This window comes from Edaphosphingomonas fennica (assembly GCF_003034225.1).
GTDB classification, from domain to species: domain Bacteria; phylum Pseudomonadota; class Alphaproteobacteria; order Sphingomonadales; family Sphingomonadaceae; genus Sphingomonas_E; species Sphingomonas_E fennica.
In genome coordinates this window covers 56,429-77,527 of record NZ_PHHF01000018.1, presented here as the reverse complement: position 1 = coordinate 77,527, position 21,099 = coordinate 56,429, and the positions used below count along the sequence as shown (strand labels likewise).

22 protein-coding genes are annotated in these 21,099 nt (G+C 66.9%); 14 read left to right on the top strand and 8 right to left on the bottom strand.

The window, feature by feature from the left end:
* The first annotated feature begins 173 nt into the window (after window positions 1–173).
* Complete coding sequence (locus CV103_RS03730; protein ID WP_015457396.1) at window positions 174–1,589, top strand: amino acid permease; 1,416 nt, start codon at window positions 174–176, stop codon at window positions 1,587–1,589.
* Between the two features lie 46 nt (window positions 1,590–1,635).
* Here the strand turns inward: CV103_RS03730 and CV103_RS03725 are convergent, their stop codons facing one another.
* On the bottom strand, window positions 1,636–2,436 hold the full coding sequence (locus CV103_RS03725) for a metallophosphoesterase family protein (protein ID WP_107394012.1): 801 nt from the start codon (window positions 2,434–2,436) through the stop codon (window positions 1,636–1,638).
* Between the two features lie 123 nt (window positions 2,437–2,559).
* Between CV103_RS03725 and galE the strand changes: the two genes are divergently transcribed.
* Entirely contained in the window at window positions 2,560–3,570 is a 1,011-nt protein-coding gene (gene galE, locus CV103_RS03720) for a UDP-glucose 4-epimerase GalE (protein ID WP_107394011.1), read from the top strand.
* Window positions 3,571–3,580: 10 nt separating this feature from the next.
* Here galE and CV103_RS03715 read toward each other — a convergent pair whose 3' ends face one another.
* The gene (locus tag CV103_RS03715) at window positions 3,581–4,342 is read right to left on the bottom strand and encodes a metallophosphoesterase family protein (RefSeq protein ID WP_070934258.1); all 762 of its coding nucleotides are present in this window, start codon (window positions 4,340–4,342) and stop codon (window positions 3,581–3,583) included.
* A 166-nt stretch (window positions 4,343–4,508) separates the two neighbouring features.
* Between CV103_RS03715 and CV103_RS03710 the strand changes: the two genes are divergently transcribed.
* On the top strand, window positions 4,509–5,054 hold the full coding sequence (locus CV103_RS03710) for a CAP domain-containing protein (RefSeq protein WP_015457400.1): 546 nt from the start codon (window positions 4,509–4,511) through the stop codon (window positions 5,052–5,054).
* On the opposite strand, the gene CV103_RS03705 is transcribed toward CV103_RS03710, so the two are convergent.
* Window positions 5,034–5,639 (bottom strand): hypothetical protein, encoded by a 606-nt coding sequence (locus CV103_RS03705; RefSeq protein ID WP_236626843.1) that lies wholly within the window; start codon window positions 5,637–5,639, stop codon window positions 5,034–5,036. The two genes, CV103_RS03710 and CV103_RS03705, sit on opposite strands and share 21 nt — an antisense overlap.
* Window positions 5,640–5,939: 300 nt before the next feature.
* Here CV103_RS03705 and xrtV point away from each other — a divergent pair, with 300 nt between their 5' ends.
* Together xrtV and epsI are read left to right on the top strand one after the other, a co-directional pair.
* The gene (gene xrtV, locus CV103_RS03700; RefSeq protein WP_342749148.1) at window positions 5,940–6,923 is read left to right on the top strand and encodes an exosortase V; all 984 of its coding nucleotides are present in this window, start codon (window positions 5,940–5,942) and stop codon (window positions 6,921–6,923) included.
* Window positions 6,920–7,636 carry an exosortase-associated protein EpsI, V-type gene (epsI, locus tag CV103_RS03695; RefSeq protein ID WP_015457403.1) on the top strand — a complete coding sequence of 239 codons (717 nt, stop codon included), beginning with the start codon at window positions 6,920–6,922 and terminating at the stop codon, window positions 7,634–7,636. Before xrtV ends, epsI begins: the two co-directional genes overlap by 4 nt.
* Window positions 7,637–7,724: 88 nt before the next feature.
* On the opposite strand, the gene CV103_RS03690 is transcribed toward epsI, so the two are convergent.
* On the bottom strand, window positions 7,725–7,976 hold the full coding sequence (locus CV103_RS03690; protein WP_015457404.1) for an XrtV sorting system accessory protein: 252 nt from the start codon (window positions 7,974–7,976) through the stop codon (window positions 7,725–7,727).
* Window positions 7,977–8,099: 123 nt separating this feature from the next.
* Between CV103_RS03690 and CV103_RS03685 the strand changes: the two genes are divergently transcribed.
* Window positions 8,100–9,047: an EpsD family peptidyl-prolyl cis-trans isomerase gene (locus CV103_RS03685; RefSeq protein WP_015457405.1), complete on the top strand. Its 948-nt coding sequence runs from the start codon at window positions 8,100–8,102 to the stop codon at window positions 9,045–9,047.
* An 88-nt stretch (window positions 9,048–9,135) separates the two neighbouring features.
* On the opposite strand, the gene CV103_RS03680 is transcribed toward CV103_RS03685, so the two are convergent.
* Genes CV103_RS03680 through CV103_RS22310 form a run of 4 tightly spaced genes read right to left on the bottom strand, consistent with a single transcriptional unit; the run spans window position 9,136 to window position 13,180 of the window.
* The gene (locus tag CV103_RS03680) at window positions 9,136–9,885 is read right to left on the bottom strand and encodes a WecB/TagA/CpsF family glycosyltransferase (protein WP_170112543.1); all 750 of its coding nucleotides are present in this window, start codon (window positions 9,883–9,885) and stop codon (window positions 9,136–9,138) included.
* Window positions 9,875–11,347, bottom strand: coding sequence for an undecaprenyl-phosphate glucose phosphotransferase (locus CV103_RS03675; protein WP_015457407.1), 1,473 nt, complete (start codon window positions 11,345–11,347; stop codon window positions 9,875–9,877). Before CV103_RS03675 ends, CV103_RS03680 begins: the two co-directional genes overlap by 11 nt.
* A complete protein-coding gene (locus CV103_RS03670; RefSeq protein ID WP_170112542.1) occupies window positions 11,344–12,927 on the bottom strand; it encodes a tetratricopeptide repeat protein in 1,584 nt (527 codons plus the stop codon). The genes CV103_RS03675 and CV103_RS03670 overlap by 4 nt, the downstream gene beginning before the upstream one ends.
* 28 nt (window positions 12,928–12,955) lie before the next feature.
* Window positions 12,956–13,180, bottom strand: a complete 225-nt coding sequence (locus CV103_RS22310) for a hypothetical protein (protein WP_015457409.1) — start codon at window positions 13,178–13,180, stop codon at window positions 12,956–12,958.
* A 372-nt stretch (window positions 13,181–13,552) separates the two neighbouring features.
* Between CV103_RS22310 and CV103_RS03665 the strand changes: the two genes are divergently transcribed.
* Genes CV103_RS03665 through rfbB form a run of 8 tightly spaced genes read left to right on the top strand, consistent with a single transcriptional unit; the run spans window position 13,553 to window position 21,029 of the window.
* Window positions 13,553–14,167 carry a polysaccharide biosynthesis/export family protein gene (locus tag CV103_RS03665; RefSeq protein WP_051128791.1) on the top strand — a complete coding sequence of 205 codons (615 nt, stop codon included), beginning with the start codon at window positions 13,553–13,555 and terminating at the stop codon, window positions 14,165–14,167.
* Window positions 14,164–15,378, top strand: a complete 1,215-nt coding sequence (locus CV103_RS03660) for a hypothetical protein (protein WP_107394009.1) — start codon at window positions 14,164–14,166, stop codon at window positions 15,376–15,378. Before CV103_RS03665 ends, CV103_RS03660 begins: the two co-directional genes overlap by 4 nt.
* Complete coding sequence (locus tag CV103_RS03655) at window positions 15,375–16,820, top strand: GumC family protein (protein WP_015457412.1); 1,446 nt, start codon at window positions 15,375–15,377, stop codon at window positions 16,818–16,820. The genes CV103_RS03660 and CV103_RS03655 overlap by 4 nt, the downstream gene beginning before the upstream one ends.
* 45 nt (window positions 16,821–16,865) lie before the next feature.
* On the top strand, window positions 16,866–17,663 hold the full coding sequence (locus tag CV103_RS03650; RefSeq protein ID WP_015457413.1) for a CpsD/CapB family tyrosine-protein kinase: 798 nt from the start codon (window positions 16,866–16,868) through the stop codon (window positions 17,661–17,663).
* A gap of 7 nt (window positions 17,664–17,670) precedes the next feature.
* A complete protein-coding gene (gene rfbA, locus CV103_RS03645) occupies window positions 17,671–18,558 on the top strand; it encodes a glucose-1-phosphate thymidylyltransferase RfbA (protein ID WP_015457414.1) in 888 nt (295 codons plus the stop codon).
* Window positions 18,558–19,100: a dTDP-4-dehydrorhamnose 3,5-epimerase gene (gene rfbC / locus CV103_RS03640; RefSeq protein ID WP_107394008.1), complete on the top strand. Its 543-nt coding sequence runs from the start codon at window positions 18,558–18,560 to the stop codon at window positions 19,098–19,100. Before rfbA ends, rfbC begins: the two co-directional genes overlap by 1 nt.
* Window positions 19,097–19,954 (top strand): dTDP-4-dehydrorhamnose reductase, encoded by an 858-nt coding sequence (rfbD, locus tag CV103_RS03635; protein ID WP_107394007.1) that lies wholly within the window; start codon window positions 19,097–19,099, stop codon window positions 19,952–19,954. The genes rfbC and rfbD overlap by 4 nt, the downstream gene beginning before the upstream one ends.
* A gap of 1 nt (window position 19,955) precedes the next feature.
* Window positions 19,956–21,029 carry a dTDP-glucose 4,6-dehydratase gene (gene rfbB, locus CV103_RS03630; RefSeq protein ID WP_107394006.1) on the top strand — a complete coding sequence of 358 codons (1,074 nt, stop codon included), beginning with the start codon at window positions 19,956–19,958 and terminating at the stop codon, window positions 21,027–21,029.
* Window positions 21,030–21,099: the final 70 nt, after the last annotated feature.

Genomic DNA, 21,099 nt, shown 5'->3' with positions numbered 1-21,099 from the left:
CACCTTCATCCTCAAATTGGCTGGGCGGGGCCGGGCCTCCGCCGGAACATGGCTGTATAGCGCCGGCAGCAGGCAGACGGTTCCCACGCGGCAAGCGCTTGACCTTTGCGTCCCAGCAGGCACAGGGTCCGCGCAACAAGAATAGAAGACAAGATTCAAGGGGGTATCGCATTATGGGCCTGTTCGACCGCCGCAAACCGCTGGAGGAGGCCGCAGATCCCTCCGGGGAACGGCTGGCGCCGACCCTGTCCTGGCCGCACCTCGTCGCGCTGGGCGTGGGTGCTATCGTCGGCACGGGCATCCTCACCCTGATCGGCGTGGGTGCCGATCGCGCGGGCCCGGCCGTGCTGCTGTCCTTCGCCATCGCCGGCGCGATCTGCGCCTGCGCGGCGCTGGCCTATGCCGAAATGGCGACGATGATGCCGGCCGCCGGCAGCGCCTATTCCTACAGCTACACGGTGCTCGGCGAAATCATCGCCTGGGTGGTGGGGTGGAGCCTCATCCTCGAATATTCGCTGGTCGTATCCACCGTCGCGGTCGGCTGGTCGGGCTATGCCGCGCCGCTGCTCCACGCCTCCACCGGCTTCCCGATGGCGCTGATGCAGGGGCCGGAACTGGGCGGCATCGTCAACCTGCCGGCGATCTTCATCATCGCCGTGGTCGCCGGGCTGCTGATCGTCGGCACGCGGGAAAGCGCGACGCTCAACGCCATCCTCGTGCTGGTGAAGATCGCGACGCTCACCCTGTTCGTCGCGGTGGCGCTGCCCTATTTCGATACCGCCAACCTCCACCCCTTCATGCCCTTCGGCTTCGCCAAGGGGGTGAGCCCGGACGGCGTCGAGCGCGGGGTGATGGCGGCCGCCGCGATCATCTTCTTCGCCTTCTACGGCTTCGATGCGATTTCCACGGCGGCGGAAGAAACGAAGAAGCCCGAACGCGACCTGCCGATCGGCATCATCGGATCGATGCTGGCCTGCACGCTGATCTATGTTCTGGTCGCCGCCGCCGCCGTGGGCGCGCTGCCCTTCACCCGCTTCGCCGACAGCCCGGAGCCGCTGGCGCTGATCCTGCGCGAGATCGGCCAGGGCAAGGTGGCGACCGTCGTCGCCGCCGCGGCGGTGATCGCGCTTCCCACGGTGCTGCTGGCCTTCCTCTTCGGCCAGAGCCGCATCTTCCTGGTGATGGCGCGGGACGGCTTCCTGCCGAAGCCGCTCGCCCATCTGTCGAAACGCGGCGCGCCGGTGCGCATCACCCTGATCACCGCCGCCTTCGTATCGGTGATCGCGGGCTTCGTGCCGCTCGACAAGATCGCCGCGCTGGCCAATTCGGGCACGCTCGTCGCCTTCATCGCCGTGTCGGTCTGCATGCTGGTGATGCGCCGCCGCGCCCCCGACGCCCGCCGGCCGTTCCGCACGCCCGCCGCCACGCTGGTGGGCGCGGGTGCGATCATCGGCTGCCTCTATCTGTTCCTCAGCCTGCCGACCCAGACGCAGGTCTGGTTCTTCCTGTGGAACGGTTTCGGCCTGGTGGTCTATTTCCTCTACGGCCGCGCGCGCAGCCTGATCGGGCGCGGGCTCCAGGGCCGGTAACCGGCATCCGGGCGCCCGCCTCATCCAGGCGGGCGCCCGGATCGTCTCAGCCGAACCAGCTCGGCTCGCCTTCCGCCGAAAGATACCAGCGATCCTCGCCCTCGATGGCGATCGCGGTCAGCCGGCCGGTGGCATAGGCGCCGGTATCGATGCCGATGCGGTTGGCCTGCTCGTCCGGCTCGTCGCTGATCGTGTGCCCGTGGACCACCACCACGCCATGATCCGCATCCGAATCGAGGAACTGCTCGCGTATCCAGCGGAGGTCCGCGACATCCTGCGCATCGATCGCCACGCCGGGCCGTATCCCGGCATGGACGAACAGATAATCGCCGAAGCGGAAGCCGTCGCCGCAGCTCTTCAGGAAAGCGATATGCTCTTCCGGCACGCTGGCGCGCAGCAGCGCGGCCATCGCCTCGTCATCGCCGGCCGCCGCCAGCAGCGCCTCCCGCTCGACGCCGTAGCTCAGCGCGCATTCCAGGCCGCCATATTGCAGCCAGCGCGGCATCAGCCCGCTTTCGCCGTCCAGGATGCGCAGGAACAGTTCCTCGTGATTGCCCAGCAGCGAAACCACGGTCATGCCGGTCAGCGGCACCGACCGCACCAGATCGACGACCCCGCGCGAATCGGGGCCGCGATCGATCAGGTCGCCCAGCATCACCAGATAGGCCTTGGCCGCCGGGCCGCGCAGCGCATTGTCGCGCGCGATCAGCCCCAGCAGCTCGGCAAGCTGGTCCAGGCAGCCATGCACGTCGCCGATCGCATAGCAGCGCGCATCGGCGGCACCGCGCGGCGCCGGCCTGTCCTCCTGGCGAGGCGCTTTTCGCGATCGGAACGGTAGAAACTTCATCACGCCTCGTCCGTATACGCCTGTTCGTGCCGCCGCGCAGCCGTTTCCGCATGATGAAACAGGCGCTAACGCTTTTCCGAATGGTTGGGCATAAGCCCTTCAGGCAGATGGCAGGCGGTGCGCATGAACGGAAATGATCGACCGGTGGTGATGGTGACGGGCGGGGCCGGCTATATCGGCAGCCACGCCGTGCTGGCGCTCGCGGATGCGGGCTGGCGCGTGGTGGTGCTGGACAATCTCGTCACCGGCTTCCGCTGGGCGGTCGATCCCCGCGCCGCCTTCGTCGAAGGCGCGATCGAGGATATGGCGCTCGTCGGCCGCATCGTCGCCGATCATGGCGTGGGCGCGATCCTCCATTTCGCCGGATCGGTGGTGGTGCCGGAATCGGTCGCCGATCCGCTCAAATATTATCGCAACAACACCGCCGCCACGCGATCGCTGCTGGAAAGCGCGGTCGCGGGCGGGGTGCGCCACTTCATCTTCTCCTCCACCGCCGCCACCTACGGCATCCCCGAAAGCATCCCGATCCGGGAGGACGCCCCCAAGGCGCCGATCAATCCCTACGGCGCGTCCAAGCTGATGACGGAACGGATGCTGGCGGACGTCGCCGCCGCGCACCCCATGAACTATGGCGCGCTGCGCTATTTCAACGTGGCGGGCGCCGATCCCGGCGGCCGTTCGGGCCAGTCGACCACGGGCGCCACCCATCTCATCAAGGTCGCAGCCGAAGCCGTCACCGGCCAGCGCGATCATGTCGCGGTGTTCGGCACCGATTATGCCACGCCGGACGGCACCGGCGTGCGCGACTATATCCATGTCAGCGACCTGGCCGACGCCCATGTCCACGCGCTGGAAGCCTTGATCGCCGCGCCCACGGAAAGCTTCACGCTCAATTGCGGCTATGGCCGGGGCTATTCGGTGCTGGAAGTGCTGGATGCCGTGGATCGCGCCACCAACCGCCCGATCGAACGCCGCATGCTGCCCCGCCGGCCGGGCGATCCCGACGCGCTGGTCGCGGACAATGCCGCCATCCTCGCCCGCCTGCCCTGGCGGCCGAAGCGCGACGATCTGGACGTCATCGTGGCCGATGCCCTGCGCTGGCAGCGCCACCTGGCCGATCTGGCGACGGCCTGAAGGCTTCCCCTCAGGTCGAAATCAGCCAGCGATCCGTGCCCTCCAGACAGAGCGCGGTCAGCCGGCCCGTCCAGTAGGCGCCGGTATCGATGCCGATGCGGTTGCGGCGTTCCTGCACCTGCTCGGTCGCGCTATGGCCGTGGATCACGAAATGGCCGTGGTCGGCCTTGCTGTCGAGGAACTCGTCGCGGATCCATAGCAGGTCGCGCGGGTCCTGGTCCGCGATCGGGACGCCGGGGCGCACGCCCGCATGCACGAACAGATAGTCGCCGACGATCTTGTAGTGCGGCAGCGCCTCCAGCCAGGCGATCGCATCTTGGGGCACGATATCCCGCGCGGCGGCGGCAATCGCCTCCACGTCGCCCGCATCGAGCACCGCCGGCGGCACGCCCCAGCTTTCCAGCGTCTCACCGCCGCCATTGCCCAGCCACAGGGCCATGGCCTCATCGCCCCCGCGCAGTGCGTCCACGGCCATCGCCTCGTGATTGCCCATCAGCACCGTGACGCCCGAATCGGCGTCGAAGGCGCGCAGCAGCTCGACCAGCGCAGCGCTGTCCGGCCCGCGATCGATGAAATCGCCCAGGATCACCACCTCGGTCGCGCCGCCGCCGCGCATCGCCAGATCCTCGTCGATCCGCTCCAGCAGGTGGCCGAACATGTCGAGGCAGCCATGGATATCGCCGATCGCGCAGACCCGCTGCCCGGCGGGAAGGGCCGTCGGAACGGCACTCCGCCGTTTCCATGGCAACAGGCTGCTGGCTCGGGAAAGCATGTCCAAAAGGCGTCCCCCGCGATGCGGTGCCAGGCAGGCCTAGCAGAAACATGGTTAACCGCGAAGCCCGCCGCGAATGTTAACCAAATCGTTAACCATTTCCGCCAACCAGGGAACAATCATTTCCATCGCATGCTTTTGCCATCAGTTGTTCGGGACAGGAGCCATGGGCGGAATCGCCGGCGAAATACGGAAGATGTGGCGCGCGGGCGCGATCGCCGCGCTTGCCCTGTCCAGCCCGCTCCTGCAGGGCGGCACCGATTTCGCCTCCAACCTCGATTCCCGCCTGCTCGCCGCCCATAATCGCGAACGCGCCTCGCTGGGCATCCAGCCGCTTACGTGGAACGAAGGGCTGGCGCGGGATGCGGCGGCGTGGGGCCGCTATCTGTCGCGCCTCGGCTACCTCAAGCACTCGCCCGACAATCCGAGCGATCCCGATCCGCAGGGGGAGAATCTGTGGGCGGGAACGCGCGGCTATTACACGCCGGAAAACATGGTCGGGCTGTGGGTGTCGGAAAAGCGCTTCTTCAAGGCAGGCATCTTCCCCGACAACAGCCGCACCGCGCGGCTGGAGGATATCGCCCATTACACCCAGGTGATGTGGCGCAGCTCCACCGATGTCGGCTGCGCGGTGGTGCGCGGCCGATACGATGATTTCCTGGTCTGCCGCTATAGCGAGGGCGGCAACGTGCTAGGCGAACGGCCGTTCTGATTCGGGCGCGATCGGCGCGAAACGGACGCTGAGGTCCACCTTCGCCGAAGCCTGCTTATCCCAGCGCTGCCGGCGGCTGAAGCGGATCGCCCCGCCGATCAGGCCGAAGCCCAGGATCATCTGGACCCAGATATTGGCATCGGGCAGCAGCGGCGTTTCCGGATCGGTGCCGGGGCCCGGACCGGGGCCTTCCGGCGTCGTCGGGCCGCCCGGGAAGATGCCCCCGCCCGGCCGCACCGGCGGCGGCAGGATCGAACGCGGCGGATTGAAGGTCTTCGGATCGAAGGACGCGAGGCTGATCGGCGTTTCCACGTCGGCCTGCGGAATCGGCAGATCGAGCGACGAGAGCACCACCGGCACCGCCGTGGGGCACGGCGCGATCGCAGCCGGGCTTGCCGCCGCCATTTCCGCCGCGGGCTGGCGCACGCGGGTCTTCGGCAGGGCATATTGCCGGGGCGCGGTGGCCTTGTGCACCGCGTTGCGCACCTGCGGAACGGATAAGGTTAGCGCCGCCGAACCGACGACGGGACATACACAGGCCGCCATGAGCTTGGCGGCCTTCGACGCGACCATGGATTGCAGCACTTTACGAACCCTCCCCGCGCACCCACCCGTACGCTTAAGGGTTCGTTAGGGCAATTTTGGCTAAAACCCAAGACGCGGCGAGAGATTAACCACGAATCAGGGCGTGATAACGCTCCCTCGTAACAAATGGAAACATAGGAGCAGCCGTTCCAGCCGCAAATGTCCCGAATATGGACATAAACTAAAGATTTCTGCGCAACCCGCGATCCCAACAATCGAATCGCTGTCGGATTTATTTACAAAATTTAACACAAGCCTGCGAATCGGCATCTTTGTCGGTCGATTCCGCGATCCCGTCGATTGCCGTCTGGACGGACAGCAGCTTTTGTTGGATATCGGAGCCCGGAGGATTTCCGCCTGAACGCTCACGCCGACATAGCCGAGACCAGCAAGAAGCCGGCGCCAGGAGCACCCTCGTTCGGGGCATGGCTCGCTGCGCACGTCCGCAAGGATTGGCCGCTGTGGCTGGGCATGGCCGCCATCGCCCTGCCGACGATGGCGTCGGTCGCGCGCGACAGCTGGTCGACCGAACAGGGCGCCCATGGCCCCATCGTGCTCGCCACCGGCCTGTGGCTGATCCTGCGCCAGTGGCGCGCCGCCTGCGCCATCGCGCGGCCGGGCTCGCCCTGGCTGGGCGTGGCGATGCTGCTGCCCACGCTGCTGCTCTACATCTTCGCGCGCATCACCAACATCGTCGAGATCGAGGGCTTCGCCATGTATGGCGCGCTGCTCTCCATCCTCTACATGTCGGCCGGCGGCGCGGTGATGCGGCTGCTCTGGTTCCCGCTGCTCTACATGCTGTTCGTCTTTCCGCCGCCCGATACCGTGGTGGCGATGGTCACGCAGCCCCTGAAGATATGGATATCGCGGGCGGCGATCGAGCTGCTCTACTTCCTCGGCTATCCGATCGCGGGCTCGGGCGTCACGATCCAGATCGGCCAGTATCAGCTTCTCGTCGCGGCCGCCTGCGCGGGTCTCAACTCGCTCATCAGCCTGTCCGCGATCGGGCTGTTCTACATCTACATCCGCCACAATGCGAACTGGCGCTATGCGGCGCTGCTAATGCTGGCGATCGTGCCCGTGGCGATCCTCGCCAATTTCGTGCGCGTGCTGATCCTGGTGCTGATCACCTATCATTTCGGGGAAGCGATGGCGCAGGGCTTCGTCCATAATTTCGCGGGCGTCACGATGTTCGCCATATCGGTGCTGGGCATCTTCGCGGTGGACGCGCTGGCCTCGCCGCTCCGCCGCCGCCTCGCCATCGCGGGATCGAACGAGCAATGACGACGATGCGCGACACCGATGACGAGCGCGCGGCCCCCGGCTCGGGCCTTTCCCGGCGCAACCTGCTGCTCGGCGGGGTGATGCTGGGCACGGCGGCGCTATGCTATGCCCGCCAGCCGAAGCCCGTCCCGTCGCTGCTGGGCAAGACCAAGCTCGACAGCCTGATCCCCAACCGCATCGGCCGCTGGACCTACGAGACCAGCTCGGGCCTCGTATTGCCGCCGCGCGACCAGCTGAGCGAGCGCATCTACGACCAGCTCGTCACCCGCGTCTATACGGCGCCGGACGGCACCGGCGTGATGCTGCTCGTCGCCTATAGCGGGCGGCAGGACGGCATGATCCAGGTCCACCGGCCGGAGGTCTGCTATCCGGCCAGCGGCTATGCGCTGACCGAATCGGTGGAGCACCCCGTCCGGGTCGGCCCACAATTCACCCTGCCCACGCGCTTCATCGTGGCGGAAGGGCGCTCGCGCATCGAACAGCTCATCTACTGGACGCGCGTCGGCCCCAGCTTCCCCACGGGCTGGCTGGGGCAGCGCCGCGCCGTGATCGACGAGAATCTCCAGGGCCGGATTCCCGACGGCGTGCTCGTCCGCATATCGACGATTGCGCAGGACAGTTCCGCCGCGCTCACGATGCTGGACGATTTCACCAATCAGCTGCTTCCCGTCCTGCCCGCCAAGGCCCGCCAGGCCCTTATCGGACGGACGTGAAGCCCCACGCCCACCCGGTGCGCGTGGGGCGGCCGCCGGGCGGGATATAGCGGGGACAACCCGCCTCTCTCCCGCCCCGGATGGAGGTTCAGGGCTTGGGCCAGAAGTTGAAGGGGCGCAGCACGAACAGGATGTAACCCAGGGTCGCGGCAATCACGGCGACGGCGGCCAGCTGATAGCCCTCGTTGCCAAGATAATTGGCTACCGCGCAGCCCACCGACGGGCCTAGATATTGCCATATCGAATCCCGCGGCGGTTCATCTCCGGTCGATCGCTGCATGAACAGAACAATCAGGCCGGCGAATATAGCTACCGTGATCCAGTCGAAGACAGTTTCCAAAAAGCTTCCCCTTTTGTTGATGGAATGCCTGTATAGATCGAAGCAGTCCAGCCCCAATCGGCCCGGCTCCGCTATTTGCGGGAAGGAACGATATGGCGGTCTGGTGGCGCATGGGAGAATGATGTGAAGACCAAATCGATGATCCTCGCAAGTGCGGCGGCAATGATGATGCTGACGCTCAGCGCCTGCGAAAAGAAAGCGGAAGGCCAGGTCGTCGCTGTCGTCAATGGCGAGGAAGTGTCTCTGCAGGAATTGAACGCGGAACTTGCCGGCCAGAATATTCCCGATTCGGTCGACAAGAAAGTGCTGATGAAGGAAGTCCTCCAGCGCGTCATCGATCGCAAGCTCCTGGTCCAGCGCGCCAAGGAACAGGGGCTGGACAAGGATCCCGAATATCTCACCCAGCGCCGCCGCCTGGATGAAAACCTGCTGGTCGGCCTGCTCGGCAAGAAGGCCGCCGCCAGCGTGAAGATTCCCGATGGCCCGACCATCGACAAGTTCATCGCGGAAAATCCGCAGATGTTCGCGCAGCGCGAACGCTACTCCCTCAACCAGATCCAGTTCGATCTGCCGGCGAACCCCCAGCGCCTTTCCGTCCTCCAGAAGGACAAGACGCTCGATGCCGTCGCGCAGTCGCTCGATTCGCTGGGCATCAAGTATCGCCGCGGCACGGCCGTGCTCGATTCGGCCACGACGCCGCCGGCGGTGATGGCCCAGATCCTGAAGCTGCCGGCCGGCGAGCCCTTCATCATCCCGATGAACGGCAAGGTCTATGCCAGCGTCATCACCGGCCAGCAGGCTACGCCGACGCCGTCCGAAGTCGCCCGTCCCGCCGCGACCGAGGCGATTCGCCGCCGCGACCTCGCCGAAATCAGCACCAAGACGCTAAAGCAGGCGCGTGACGCCGCGAAGATCCAATATCAGCCCGGCTACGAGCCGCCGGCCAAGACGGGCGCCAAGGGCACGGCCGCGCCCGGTGCTCCGGCTGCCGCGCCGGGGGCCGAGGGCGCCGCGGCGCCGGCCCTCCCGGCACCGGAAGCGGCCCCGGCGCCTGCCCCGGCCGCCAACTGATCGCGCCGGGCGCGGTGCGGATGGAGCCCGGCTCCGTCCGCACCGCGCCTTCCCATCCCCTTATCCGGCTCTGCCGGGCGGCCTTCCGTCAGCCCCGCCGCGCGCGCCAGGCGATGCGGAAGATGCGCGGCCCTTCCACCAGATAGCGGCGCCACAGCCGGCGCGGCTCGGAAAGCAGGCGATAGCTCCATTCCAGCCCCGCCCGCTGCATCCAGCGCGGCGCGCGGCGGGCACGGCCCGTCAGGAAATCGATCGACGCGCCGATGCACAGGCCCAGCCCCGTCGCATCGCCGCGCCGGGCGATCTCCAGCGCCAGATATTCCTGCTGCGGGCAGCCGACGGCCAGGAAGACGAAACGCGCCTTCGCGGCCGCCACGAAAGCGGCGGCCTCCGCAAGCGCCGCCTTGTTGGTGCGCAGGCCCATCGGCGGCACATGCTGGACGATCTCGGCGCCGGGCACCAGCGGCGCCACCTGCCCCGCCGTCTCGCCATCGCCGCCGATGATGGCGATGCGATCGCCCGGCCGCACCGTCGCCAGCAGCCGCGCGGTCAGATCGCTGCCGGGCGCCACGGCCAGGCGAATGCCCTCCAGCGCCGCCAGCCGCGCGAGGATGCGGCTGTCGCACGGCCGCGCCAGCGCGTGGGCATAGGCTTCCGCCAGCCGCTCGTCCCGCCCTTCGCCGTGCAGGCGGATCACATGATCGACATTGGGGGTGACGACATAGGCAAAGGGCGCGTCCGCCGGCCGATCCGCCAGCGCGGAGACCAGTTCCTCCATGCCCCGCCGGTCGAAATCCACGTCCAGATAGCGCTGCACCGCGGCGGGATCAGTAGGCATCCTTGTCCCAGATCACCTTGAACACGGTTTCGAGGATGATGCGGAAATCCAGCGCCAGCGACCAGTTGTCGATATAATAACGGTCATATTCCACGCGCTGGCGCGCCCGCTCGATCGTATCGATCTCGCCGCGCAGGCCACGCACCTGGGCCAGGCCGGTGATCCCCGGCTTCACCCGGTGGCGCGCGGCATAGCCCTTCACCGCATCGAAATAATAAGCGTCGCCCACCTTCATGTGGGTGGCGTGCGGCCGCGGCCCGACGATCGACATGTCGCCGCGCAGCACGTTGAAAAGCTGCGGCAGCTCGTCGATGCTCAGCCGGCGGATGATGCGCCCCACCGATGTCACGCGATCGTCGTTGCGCGTGGTGCGGGCCGCGCCCGTCGCATCGCCCCGGTCGACATACATGGACCGGAACTTCAGCACCTCGATCTCGACATTGTTGAAGCCGAAGCGCCGCTGCTTGAACAATATCGGCCCGGGGCTCGTCAGGCGGATCGCCAGCGCCGTCCCGATCAGCAGGGGCGAAAGCAGGGCGATGCCGATCAGCGCCAGCCCCCGGTCCTCGGCCGCCTTCAATATGCCGTGCCAGTCGCGGATCGGCCGCTGCCACAGCGCCAGGATCGGCACGGTGCCGATGAACTTCATCTCATATTGGGTGGTCAGCTCCACCGATTCCCGTGGGATCAGGCAGATGTCGATCGCCACCTCGGCCAGGTCGGCCAATATCTCGTCCAGCCGTTCCTGGGTGATCTTGGGGAGCGCGATCAGCACCTGATCCACCTCCCCGCGCCGGGCAAGGTCGACCACGGCATCCAGCCCGCCCAGGAAAGGCACGCGCATCGCCCCCTCGCCCAGCCGCGTCTTGCGGCCGTCCGCCACCCCGACGATGGAGAGATAGGGCAGCCGCTCCACGTCCAGCAGGGTCAGCGCGCGCTGCGATACATCCTCGTCCGCGCCGTAGATCACGATGCGCTGGCCGATATAGCCGGCCCGCACCAGCAATGCGATCGCGCCACGCAGCACGAACGTGCCGAGGTAGAGCAGCATCAGCACGCTGGCGATGTAGGCCAGGATCACCCCGCGCGAGAACATGTCGAGCATGCCGAGCTGCCAGATCGTCGCGACCACCAGGATCGACGCGATCATATAATCCAGCACGCCGCCCTGATGCGCCTCGCCGCCGCGCGCCATCGGGCTGCTATAGGCATCGCGCGAAAGGCGGATCAGGAAGAAGTTCACCGCCGCGATGATCGCCGCCGTGCTGTGGATCGACGCATCGAACAGGTCGCCCACCAGCAGGTCGTAGACGAACAGGCTGATCGGCACCGCCAGCAAAAGGCAGATGAAGTCCGTCACCACCGCCATCGATGCGATGACGTTGGAGGTGAAGCGCACCTTCGGCGTCGCGGGAACGTCCCCGCCGCGCGGCACGGCGATCTGGCCGGTCGGCGGCGTCATGCGGCGCGCCTCCGGGCGGGTTCGCCGCCGGCGCTCTCGCGGGCCGGATCGGCGGGCAGCCCCCGCATCACCGCATCGCCGCCCTTCAGCTTCGAAAGCGCGGCGGCGACGGTGCGGATGCAATCGGCATCGTGGGCGCCCGCGCACAGATCCGCCCGGATCTTCCATCCCGGCACCAGATCGGGATTGCGCCCCGTAAAGGTCTCCGCCACCTGCATCGCCTGCGATCTGCGGTTGGACGAGATCAGATAGTTCACATAGGCCGCCAGCACATCGACATTGCCGGGGAAATCCTGCAGCGCGCGTTCGAACGTGCCGGTGGCGAGGCCGTCCTGCTGCCGCAGGCCGTAGATTTCGGCCAGCACGATCGGCGTGCTCGCCAGATCGGGATTGTCGCGCTGGAGCAGCCGGGCATCGGCCAGCGCACCGTCCAGGTCCTTGCCGGCCATGCGGATGCGGGCGCGCAGCAGCAGGGCATGCGAATTGGTCGCGTCGAACGCCAGCACCGCATTCGCCCGCCGCAGCGCATCTTCCCTCTGCCCCATCGCCTCGCGGGTCATGGCATAGATGGCGTGCGCCTCGGCATTCGCCTGCGTTATCCGGTCGTCGGCCGCCAGCGGGCGCAGGATGCGCTCCGCCTCCGCCGCCCGCCCACGGGCCTGGAGATAACGCGCCAGCGCGACCTTCATCGCCGGGGTGCCGTTGGCCGCTATGCGCGCGACGGCCTCGGCGGGCACGGCGTCGCCGCCCGCGTCCAGCCACAGGTCGGCGACGCGCGCCTGCAGCAGGGCATCGGCCGGCTTGGTCTGCTGGACCCGATCGAGGACGGCGAAGGCTTCCGCATTCTTGCCGTTCCGATAAAGCTGCCGGGCATAATCGATCTGGGCATCGACATTGTCCGGGGTCAGCTTCGCCATGCGCGCCAGCACCGCCTCGATATTCGCACTATCCCCGGTGCGGCGATAGATTTCGAGCAGCGCGACCAATGTCGGAGCATTGTCACCGTTGCGCGCCGCCAGCTTGTCGAGGATGGCCACCGCCTCCTCATTCTGGTTGCGGACCGAAAGCAGCCGCGCGCGCAGCAGCTGCGCGCCCTGATCGTCGGGGGAAAGCGCCTGCACCTGGCTAATGAAGCCATCGGCATCGTCCAGTCGCCCCTGCTTCAGCGCCACCGATGCCTTCACCAGCAAGGCGCGGCCGTTCTGCGCGTTCAGCGCGAGAAGCTGGTCGGCATATTTGTCCGCCGCAACCGTGTCCCCGCCCGCGAAGGCCAGTTCCGCGGCGGCGTGCAGCGCCTCCTGATTGCCATGCTCCAGCTCCAGCGAACGGACATAGGCGGCATAGGCGCCGGCATAATTGCGCCGCGCCATCTCGATCCGCGCCAGCAGCAGCCAGTAGCTGGCGACATCGTCGCGCAGGGCCAGCGCCTCGCGGATCGTGGTGACGGCGCTCCACGTATCGCCCGCCTGGAAAAGCTGGTCCGCCCGCGCGGCGGCGGCGGCGGCCCTTTCCCCAGGCGATCCGCACCCGCCCAGCGCCAGCGCCAGGGCAAGCGCGCCGGCAAGGCGCCACGTCGTCATAGATCCCGGCGACCGTCCCATGCTGCGCTCAGATGACGGACGCGTATCGCGCGCTGTCCAGGGGCAACATGAGGAAGGTCGCGCGGCCTTCCGGCCGCAGGCTGTCCATCGCAGGTCTGTCGGGCATCCGGCCGGCCTCTTCGCTGTGTTGCAGATGGACGATCTGCCCGTCCGCGCGAAAAATCGGATGATCGATCGAGTTGTTCCGATCAACATCCGCATCTACGCGCGCACTTCCCCAATAACCTAACAAATGCTTCCCTTACAAACGCCCATTCCGTGAATTCATCCCTTCCCGGCCACGCCGGGGCGACAGATGCCCGCGCGGATCGGCCAGCGGCGATCCCGGCGCGCAGGCGCCCGCTTCCGGGATAACGCGCATTGCGGAATGTTTCGTTAATGGAACTTTCAGCGTTACCGTGCATCTTTCGGCCGTCGATCGGAGAAGATGGCGCCGGCCGCGTTGTCGAACCTTCGGCCGGGATAACAAAGCGGATCGATCCGGCTCGTCGCGTCTTGGGGGCTCGCGAACGTGCCGGCCTTTTCTTTTTTATGTGGCGGTGCGAAACCGTCATGCGATATGGGCTTGCTTCACGAAGTCCAGCGGGGATGGGACATCGAGACCATGAAATTGCGCGAAAACATATTGGCCGCCGCCCTTCTTGTCGTTCCGGTGGCCGCGCCCGCCGTCGCCCAGGACAAGCCGGCGGCCGCCCCGCCCGCCCAGCAGCTCAAGGCCTATCGCATCAATCCGGGCGACGAGCTTGAAGTCTATGTCTGGGGCGAGGAGCGATTGCAGCGCACCATCCGCGTGCTGCCGGACGGCACGTTCAGCTTCCCGCTCGTCGGCCGAATCGACGCGCTCAACAAGTTGCCGACCGATCTGGAACAGGTGATCTCCAAGGGGCTGGAGGCGCAGTATCGCGGCCAGGTGCCGCAGGTCACGGTCTCCGTGCGCTCGCCCTCCGGCATGCAGGTGTCGGTGATCGGCAAGGTCCGGTCGCCGGGCAGCTTCACGCCGGGCAAATATATCAACGTGCTCGAGGCGATCGGCATTGCCGGCGGGCCGACCGAGTTCGCCGATGTCTCCAACGTCACCATCCTGCGCAAGCAGGGCGACCATCTCGTGCCGATGAAGGTGCGCCTGTCGGGCGCGCTGCGCGGATCGCCCAGCAGCGCCGATCTGGCCGCCGATGGCCTGCCCCAGCTTCAGAGCGGCGATACGGTGATCGTCCCATGAGCCTGAAGGGTTCGCGTCGCCGTCGTCCAGCCGCCATCCACATCGCCGCCGCCGGCCTGGCGGTAACCGTGCCGCTTGCGGCCGCGCGCGCGGAAATCACCGGTAAGGTCGATGTCTCGGCCTCCGCCGGCTATGCCAGCAATCCTTTCCTCAACGATGTCGGGGATAAGGATAGCGGCTTCGTGGAAGGCGCGATCCGCCCCAGCCTGGCGATCACCGGCGCGCGGGGGCGCACCGACATCACGACCTATTACCGCCGCACCGAATATTTCCGCCGCTACAACGATTCCAACGCCTATGGCGGCTCGGTCCGGGCCACCCGCCAGCTGAGCGAGAAGATCGATGCGCGCGCCCTGCTCTCCTTCGACAGCTCGATCGTCGGCGCGGACGATCCGGATGGCGACCTCGTCGATCCGGAACTGCCCGAAAATCCCGATATCGGCCTGATCGGCGCACGCCAGCGCCGCCACATGCTCAACGGATCGGCCGGCCTCACCTACCGGCCCAACGCCCGCGACAGCTGGTCCGCCGATTTCCGCGCCACCAAGAGCGACTATCCGGACAATAGCCGCCTGCCGATCGAGGTCGGGCAGGATTATGTCTCCTATGGCGGCACGCTGGGCTACAGCCACGCCATCTCGGAAACCTCGTCGCTGGGCGCGTCGGTCACCTATACCGAGGTGGATTATGAAGCCGCCGGCCGGGATTCGCGGATCATCAGCCCGCAGCTCACTTATTCGCGGCGCTTCGGCGGCGGCTGGACGCTGGCCGCCGGGGCCGGCGTCTCCTTCACGCAGCGCAAGCTGCTGACCGGGAACGACAACAGCACCGCCTTCACCGGCAATATCGAGGTCTGCCGCGAAGGATCGAGGGGCAATCTCTGCATCGGCGGCTCGCGCAGCACCACGGCCACGGGCTTCGGCGGGGTGCGCAACGAGACCGAGGGCCATCTGACCCACAGCTACAAGCTCAGCGAACGCAGCTCGCTGTCCAGCCGGATATCCTATTCGCGCAACGGCAACGCGGCGCTGCCCACCTCGGGATCGCGCGATTATCTGACGGTATCGACCTTATATTCGCGCAGCCTCAACGAACGCCTCCGGGTCACGGCCTATGTGGGCTATCGCGACATATATCGTTCAACGGTCTCGCCTCCCGCGGATATTTCGGGCAGGCTGGGGCTGGCTTATACGTTGGGTGATCGTCGATGAACGCCAATCTGCCGGGGCAGGACGCGGAAGAGGTTTCGGAAAACCTCCTCGGCCATCTGCCCACCATTCTCTGGCAGCGCCGCTGGTTCGTGCTGGCGCCGCTGCTGGCGGGCACGGTCGCGGGCCTTGCCGCCGCCATCTTCATGCCGGCCACCTATCGCTCCAGCGCGATGCTGCTGGTCGAATCGCAGGAACTGCCGCAGAATCTGGTGGGATCGCCGCTCACCAGCCTGATCGATCAGCGCATCGCCAAGATCCGCCAGCAGATCCTCAGCCGGCCCGACCTGATCGAGCTTATCCAGAACAACAATCTCTACCCCGCCGAACGGCGTTCGCAGCCCTTGTCGGAAATCATCGACAAGATGCGGGCATCGACGTTCATCGCCCCGGTGAACGCGGATATCGAGCGTTCCTCCAACCGGGGCTCGTCGACGATCGCCTTCTCGCTGGCGTTCAACTATTCCGATCCGGTGCGCGCCCAGCTGGTCGCGCAGGATTTCGTCGAACGGCTGCTGAAGCTCGATTCCGCGGGCTCCGCCGCGGCTGCCGCCGGCACCGTCACCTTCCTTCAGGATCAGGCGGCCAGCATCCAGGGGCAGCTCCAGGGCCTCGAAAAGCAGATCGAGGAGATCAAGGCCCGCAACGGCATGGCGCTCTCCAACGCCGGCGGGCCGGTGATGAGCAGCGGGTCCTACGATACGCAGATCGCCCAGCTCCAGCGCGAGAACGCCCAGTTGCAGGCGCAGGCGCGCACGCAGGCTTCGGTCGATTTTGATCCGGCGGTGGTCGCCGCCACCCAGCAGCTGGATAACGCCAAAGCGGTCTATTCGGATAACCATCCCGACGTGAAGCTTGCCGAGCAACGCCTGCGCGAAGCGCGCCAGGCGGCGACCGCGAGGGTGGCGACGAACATGCGCGGCTCCTCGGTCGGCGCGCAGATCGCCGCCAACAACGCCACCATCGCGCAGCTCCAGGCCGCGCGCGGGGCCGAGCAGTCCCGTTCCAGCGCCGCGATCGCCGCCCAGTCGGCGGCCCCGCTGGTGATGGAGCAGATCGCCCAGCTCCAGGCCCGGGCCGATGGCCTGCGCGCCAATTATGATCGCGTCTCGGCCAACCTCATGGCCGCCCAGGCATCGGCCAAGATGGAAAGCGAGCAGCGCGGCGAGCGGCTGACGGTGATCGATCCGCCCGTGGTGCCAGACAAGCCCAGCTCCCCCAACCGGCCGATGCTGATCCTCGGCGGAATCGCCGGGGGCGCCGCGCTGGGGCTGGTGCTGGCGATGCTGTGGGAATTGCTGCTGAGGCCGATCCGTGGCGTCGCCGCGCTCCAGAACCTGCTGGGCGTGGCGCCGCTTGTCGTCGTGCCCACCTTCCGCGACAGCGAGCCCAGATGGCATCGCTATCTGTTCTGGCGTCGCAAGAAGCCGGCCAAGACGGCATGATGCCGCCCTTTCGGATGCGGATGCTCAATCGAAGGAAGTGCAGTCTTGAGTGTTGAAAGCATCGAAGGCCAGGCCAGCCAGCTGCTTCCGTCGGTGATCCCGCCGCCGGGCACGGCGACGGTGGAAACGCCGATCGAAGGGCTGCTGGACAAGCATATCTACGGCTTCAACAGCCGGGATCAGCGCTCCCGCCCGTTCAACCTGCTGCGTTCGCAGGTGCTGAAGCTGGCGCGCAGCCGCAACTGGCGGGTGATCGGCATCACATCGGCCACCCCGCGCGTGGGCAAATCGTTCATCGCCTGCAATCTGGCGGCCGCGATGGCCCGCACGCCGGAGATGCATACCTATCTGTTCGATTTCGACCTTCGTCGTTCCTCGCTGGCCGAATATTTCGGGCTGGAAGGCGAAGTGGGCGTGACCGACTATCTCGACGGCCGCATCCCGGATCTCACCTCGGTCGCGCGCGATGTCGCGGGCGAACGGCTCAGCCTGTTCCCCAGCTTCGAAAACCAGCATCATTCGGCGGAGCTTCTTGCCGGCGCGCCGATGGACCGGCTGATCGAGGACATGCGCCGCCTGCCGGACAACAGCATGTGCCTGTGCGATCTGCCGCCCGTGTTCGCCAATGACGATGCGGTCATCATCGCGCAGAAGATCGATGCCTACATCCTCGTGGTCGAGGAAGGGGTGACGACCCGCAAGCAGGTGCGCGACACCTTCGCCCTGCTTTCGCCCGCGCCGTGCCTGGGCACGGTGCTCAATCGCTACCAGGGGGGCCTGATGGGCGACGATTATGGCTATGGCTACGGCCAGAGCCAGAAGTACGCCGAATATTACAGCTAGGAACATCATGGCGGAAACCGGCCGGCGCGGCATCATCCTCGCAGGAGGATCGGGCACCAGGCTGCACCCGCTGACCCATTCGGTCAGCAAGCAGCTGATGCCCGTCTATGACAAGCCGATGATCTATTATCCGCTGACGGTGCTGATGCTCGCCGGCATCCGCGAGATATTGGTCATCACGGCGCCCGATCAGGCGGCGGGCTTCCGCAACCTGCTGGGCGATGGCGGCCAATGGGGCCTCGCCATCCGATATGCCGTCCAGCCGAAGCCGGAAGGGCTGGCCCAGGCCTATCATATCGGCGCGGATTTCGTGGGGGATGCGCCGTCGGCCCTCGTGCTGGGCGATAACCTGTTCTACGGCCATGGCTTTCCCGAACTGCTCCGCGCGGCGGATGCGCGAACGGAAGGCGCCACCGTCTTTTCCACCAGCGTCAGCGATCCCACGGCCTATGGCGTGGTTTCCTTCGATGCCACGGGCCGGGCGGAAACGATCGAAGAAAAGCCGGTCCAGCCCAGGTCCAACCAGGCGGTCACGGGCCTTTATTTCTACGATGCCGATGCGCCCGCGCTGGCCGCGACGCTCCGCCCCTCCGCCCGTGGCGAGCTGGAGATCACCGATCTCAACCGCCTCTATCTTGAAGCCGGCAAGCTCCACGTCACCCAATTGGGCCGTGGCTTCGCCTGGCTCGATACCGGCACCCACGGCGCGCTGCTCGACGCCGCCAACTATGTGCGGATCGTCGAGGAACGGCAGGGCCTCAAGATCAGCTGTCCCGAGGAAATCGCCTGGCGCCAGGGCTTCATCGACGACGATGCCCTCCGCGCCATCGCCCGCCCCCTCGAAAAGAGCGGCTACGGCCGCTACCTGCTCCGCCTGCTGGAGGAAGGTGCCTGATGATCGTCACCGATCTCGATCTGCCGGGGCTCAAGCTGTTCGATCTCGATCGCTTCGGCGACGATCGCGGTTTCTTCCTGGAAAGCTGGAACCAGCGCCGGTTCGCCGATGCCGGCTTCAGCGAAAGCTTCGTGCAGGACAATCACAGCCGCTCGGCCGCGGGCGTGCTGCGCGGCCTGCATTATCAGTTCAAGAATCCGCAGGGCAAGCTGGTCCGCGTCACGCGCGGCCGGGCTTATGACGTGGTGGTCGATCTGCGCCGATCCTCCCCCACCTTCGGCCGCTGGCAGGCGGTGCCGCTGTCGGAGGATGAGCCCCGCTTGTTCTGGATACCGCCCGGCTTCGCCCACGGCTTCCTGGCGCTCGAGGACAGGACGGAGTTCCAGTATAAGGTCACGACCTTCTACGATCCGGCCGACGAGCATAGCCTGCTGTGGAACGATCCGGCGATCGGCATCGCCTGGCCGCTGGAGATGGAACCCGCCCTTTCCGCCAAGGATGCCGCCGGCCTGCCGCTGGCGGACGCCCCCACCTACGCATGAGGGTGCTGGTCACAGGCGCCGCCGGCCAGCTCGGCCGCGCGCTGCTGGCGTCCGCCCCGCCCCGCGTGGAGGCGATCGGGCTGGATCGGGCGGCGCTCGATATCGGCGATGAAGCCGCCGTCGAGGATGCCGTGCATCGCCTCCGCCCGGCGCTGATCGTCAACGCCGCCGCCTATACCGCCGTGGACAAGGCGGAAACGGAACGGGATGCCGTCCGCCGCATCAACGCCGATGGCCCCGGCTATCTCGCCCGCGCGGCGGGTTCGGTCGGCGCCCGGCTGGTCCATGTCTCCACCGATTTCGTGTTCGACGGCACCGCCTCCCGCCCCTATCGCCCGGCGGATTCCACCGCGCCGCTTTCCGTATATGGCGCCACCAAGCTGGCCGGCGAGGCGGCGGCGCTGGCCGAACATGCCGATGTGCTGGTGGTCCGCACCGCCTGGGTCTATGCCGCGCATGGCCGCAACTTCCTGGAAACCATGCTGCGGCTGATGGCCGAGCGGGACGAGCTTGCCGTCGTTGCCGACCAGGTCGGCACCCCCACCCACGCCGCCTCGCTGGCGCATGCCCTGTGGGCGCTCGCCATGGTGGACGCGCGCGGCGTCCTCCACTGGACGGACGCCGGCGTCGCGAGCTGGTATGATTTCGCCGTCGCCATCCGGGAAGAGGCGATCGCCGCCGGCCTCCCCGTCCGCGCCGCCGCCGTCCGGCCCATCGCCACCGTCGATTATCCCACCCCCGCGGCCCGCCCCGCTTTCTCGCTGCTCGACAAGAGCGCGGCCTGGGGCATCACCGGCATCGCGCGCCATTGGCGCGAGGAGCTGCGCGCCGCGATCGCCGCCCGAAGGAACTGAAATGGCCAACCTGCTCATCACCGGCGGCGCCGGTTTCATCGGCGCGAACTTCGTCCGCCACTGGCGCGCCAGCCGGCCGGATGACGGCGTCGTCGTGCTCGACGCGCTCACTTATGCCGGCAACCGCCCCAGCCTGGACGGCGTGGAGGATATCGTCTTCGTCGAAGGCGATATTCGCGACGAGGCGCTGGTGAACCGGCTGATGGCCGATCATGCGATCGATCGCATCGTCCATTTCGCGGCCGAAAGCCATGTCGATCGATCGCTTTCGGGGCCGGCCGCCTTCGTCGATACCAATGTCCGCGGCACGCTGGTGCTGCTGGAGGCCGCCCGCGCGGCCTGGCTGGACAAGGGCAGCGGCACCCCCCACCGCTTCCACCATATCTCCACCGACGAGGTGTTCGGCACGCTGGGGCCGCAGGACCCGCCCTTCCGTGAAACCACGGCCTATGCGCCCAATTCGCCCTATTCCGCCAGCAAGGCGGCGTCGGACCACCTCGTCCGCGCTTATCATCACAGCTTCGGGCTGGATGTCGTCACCACCAACTGCTCGAACAATTACGGCCCCTACCAGTTTCCCGAAAAGCTGATCCCGCTGTTCATCCTGAATGCGCTCAGCGGCCGCAACCTGCCGATCTACGGCGATGGCATGCAGGTGCGCGACTGGCTTTATGTCGGCGATCATGTGCGCGGGATCGAGCTTGCGCTGGAACGCGGGCGCGCGGGCGAAACCTATTGCATCGGCGGCGGGCAGGAACTGGCGAACCTGCAGGTGATCGATACGCTGTGCGCGGCGGTGGACGCCGCCTTCGCCGCCGATCCCGATCTCGCCCGCCGCTTCCCTGATGCGCCGCCCGCGAAGGACCGGCCGACCGCCACGCTCAAGACCCACGTCACCGACCGGCCCGGCCATGACCGCCGCTACGCCATCGACGAGGGCAAGGCCCGGCGCGAGCTGGGCTATGCCGCCGCCCACGGCTTTGCGGAGCATTTCCAGGCGACGCTGCAATGGTATCTCGCCAATGAAGGCTGGTGGCGCGCGATCCAGGGCCGTGCCGCGCGCGTGCGGGATTGATCCGGATCCGAATCGAATCGCTTTCCTCCGTAACGATTTTACATCTATCCATAACGGACCATTCGATCTC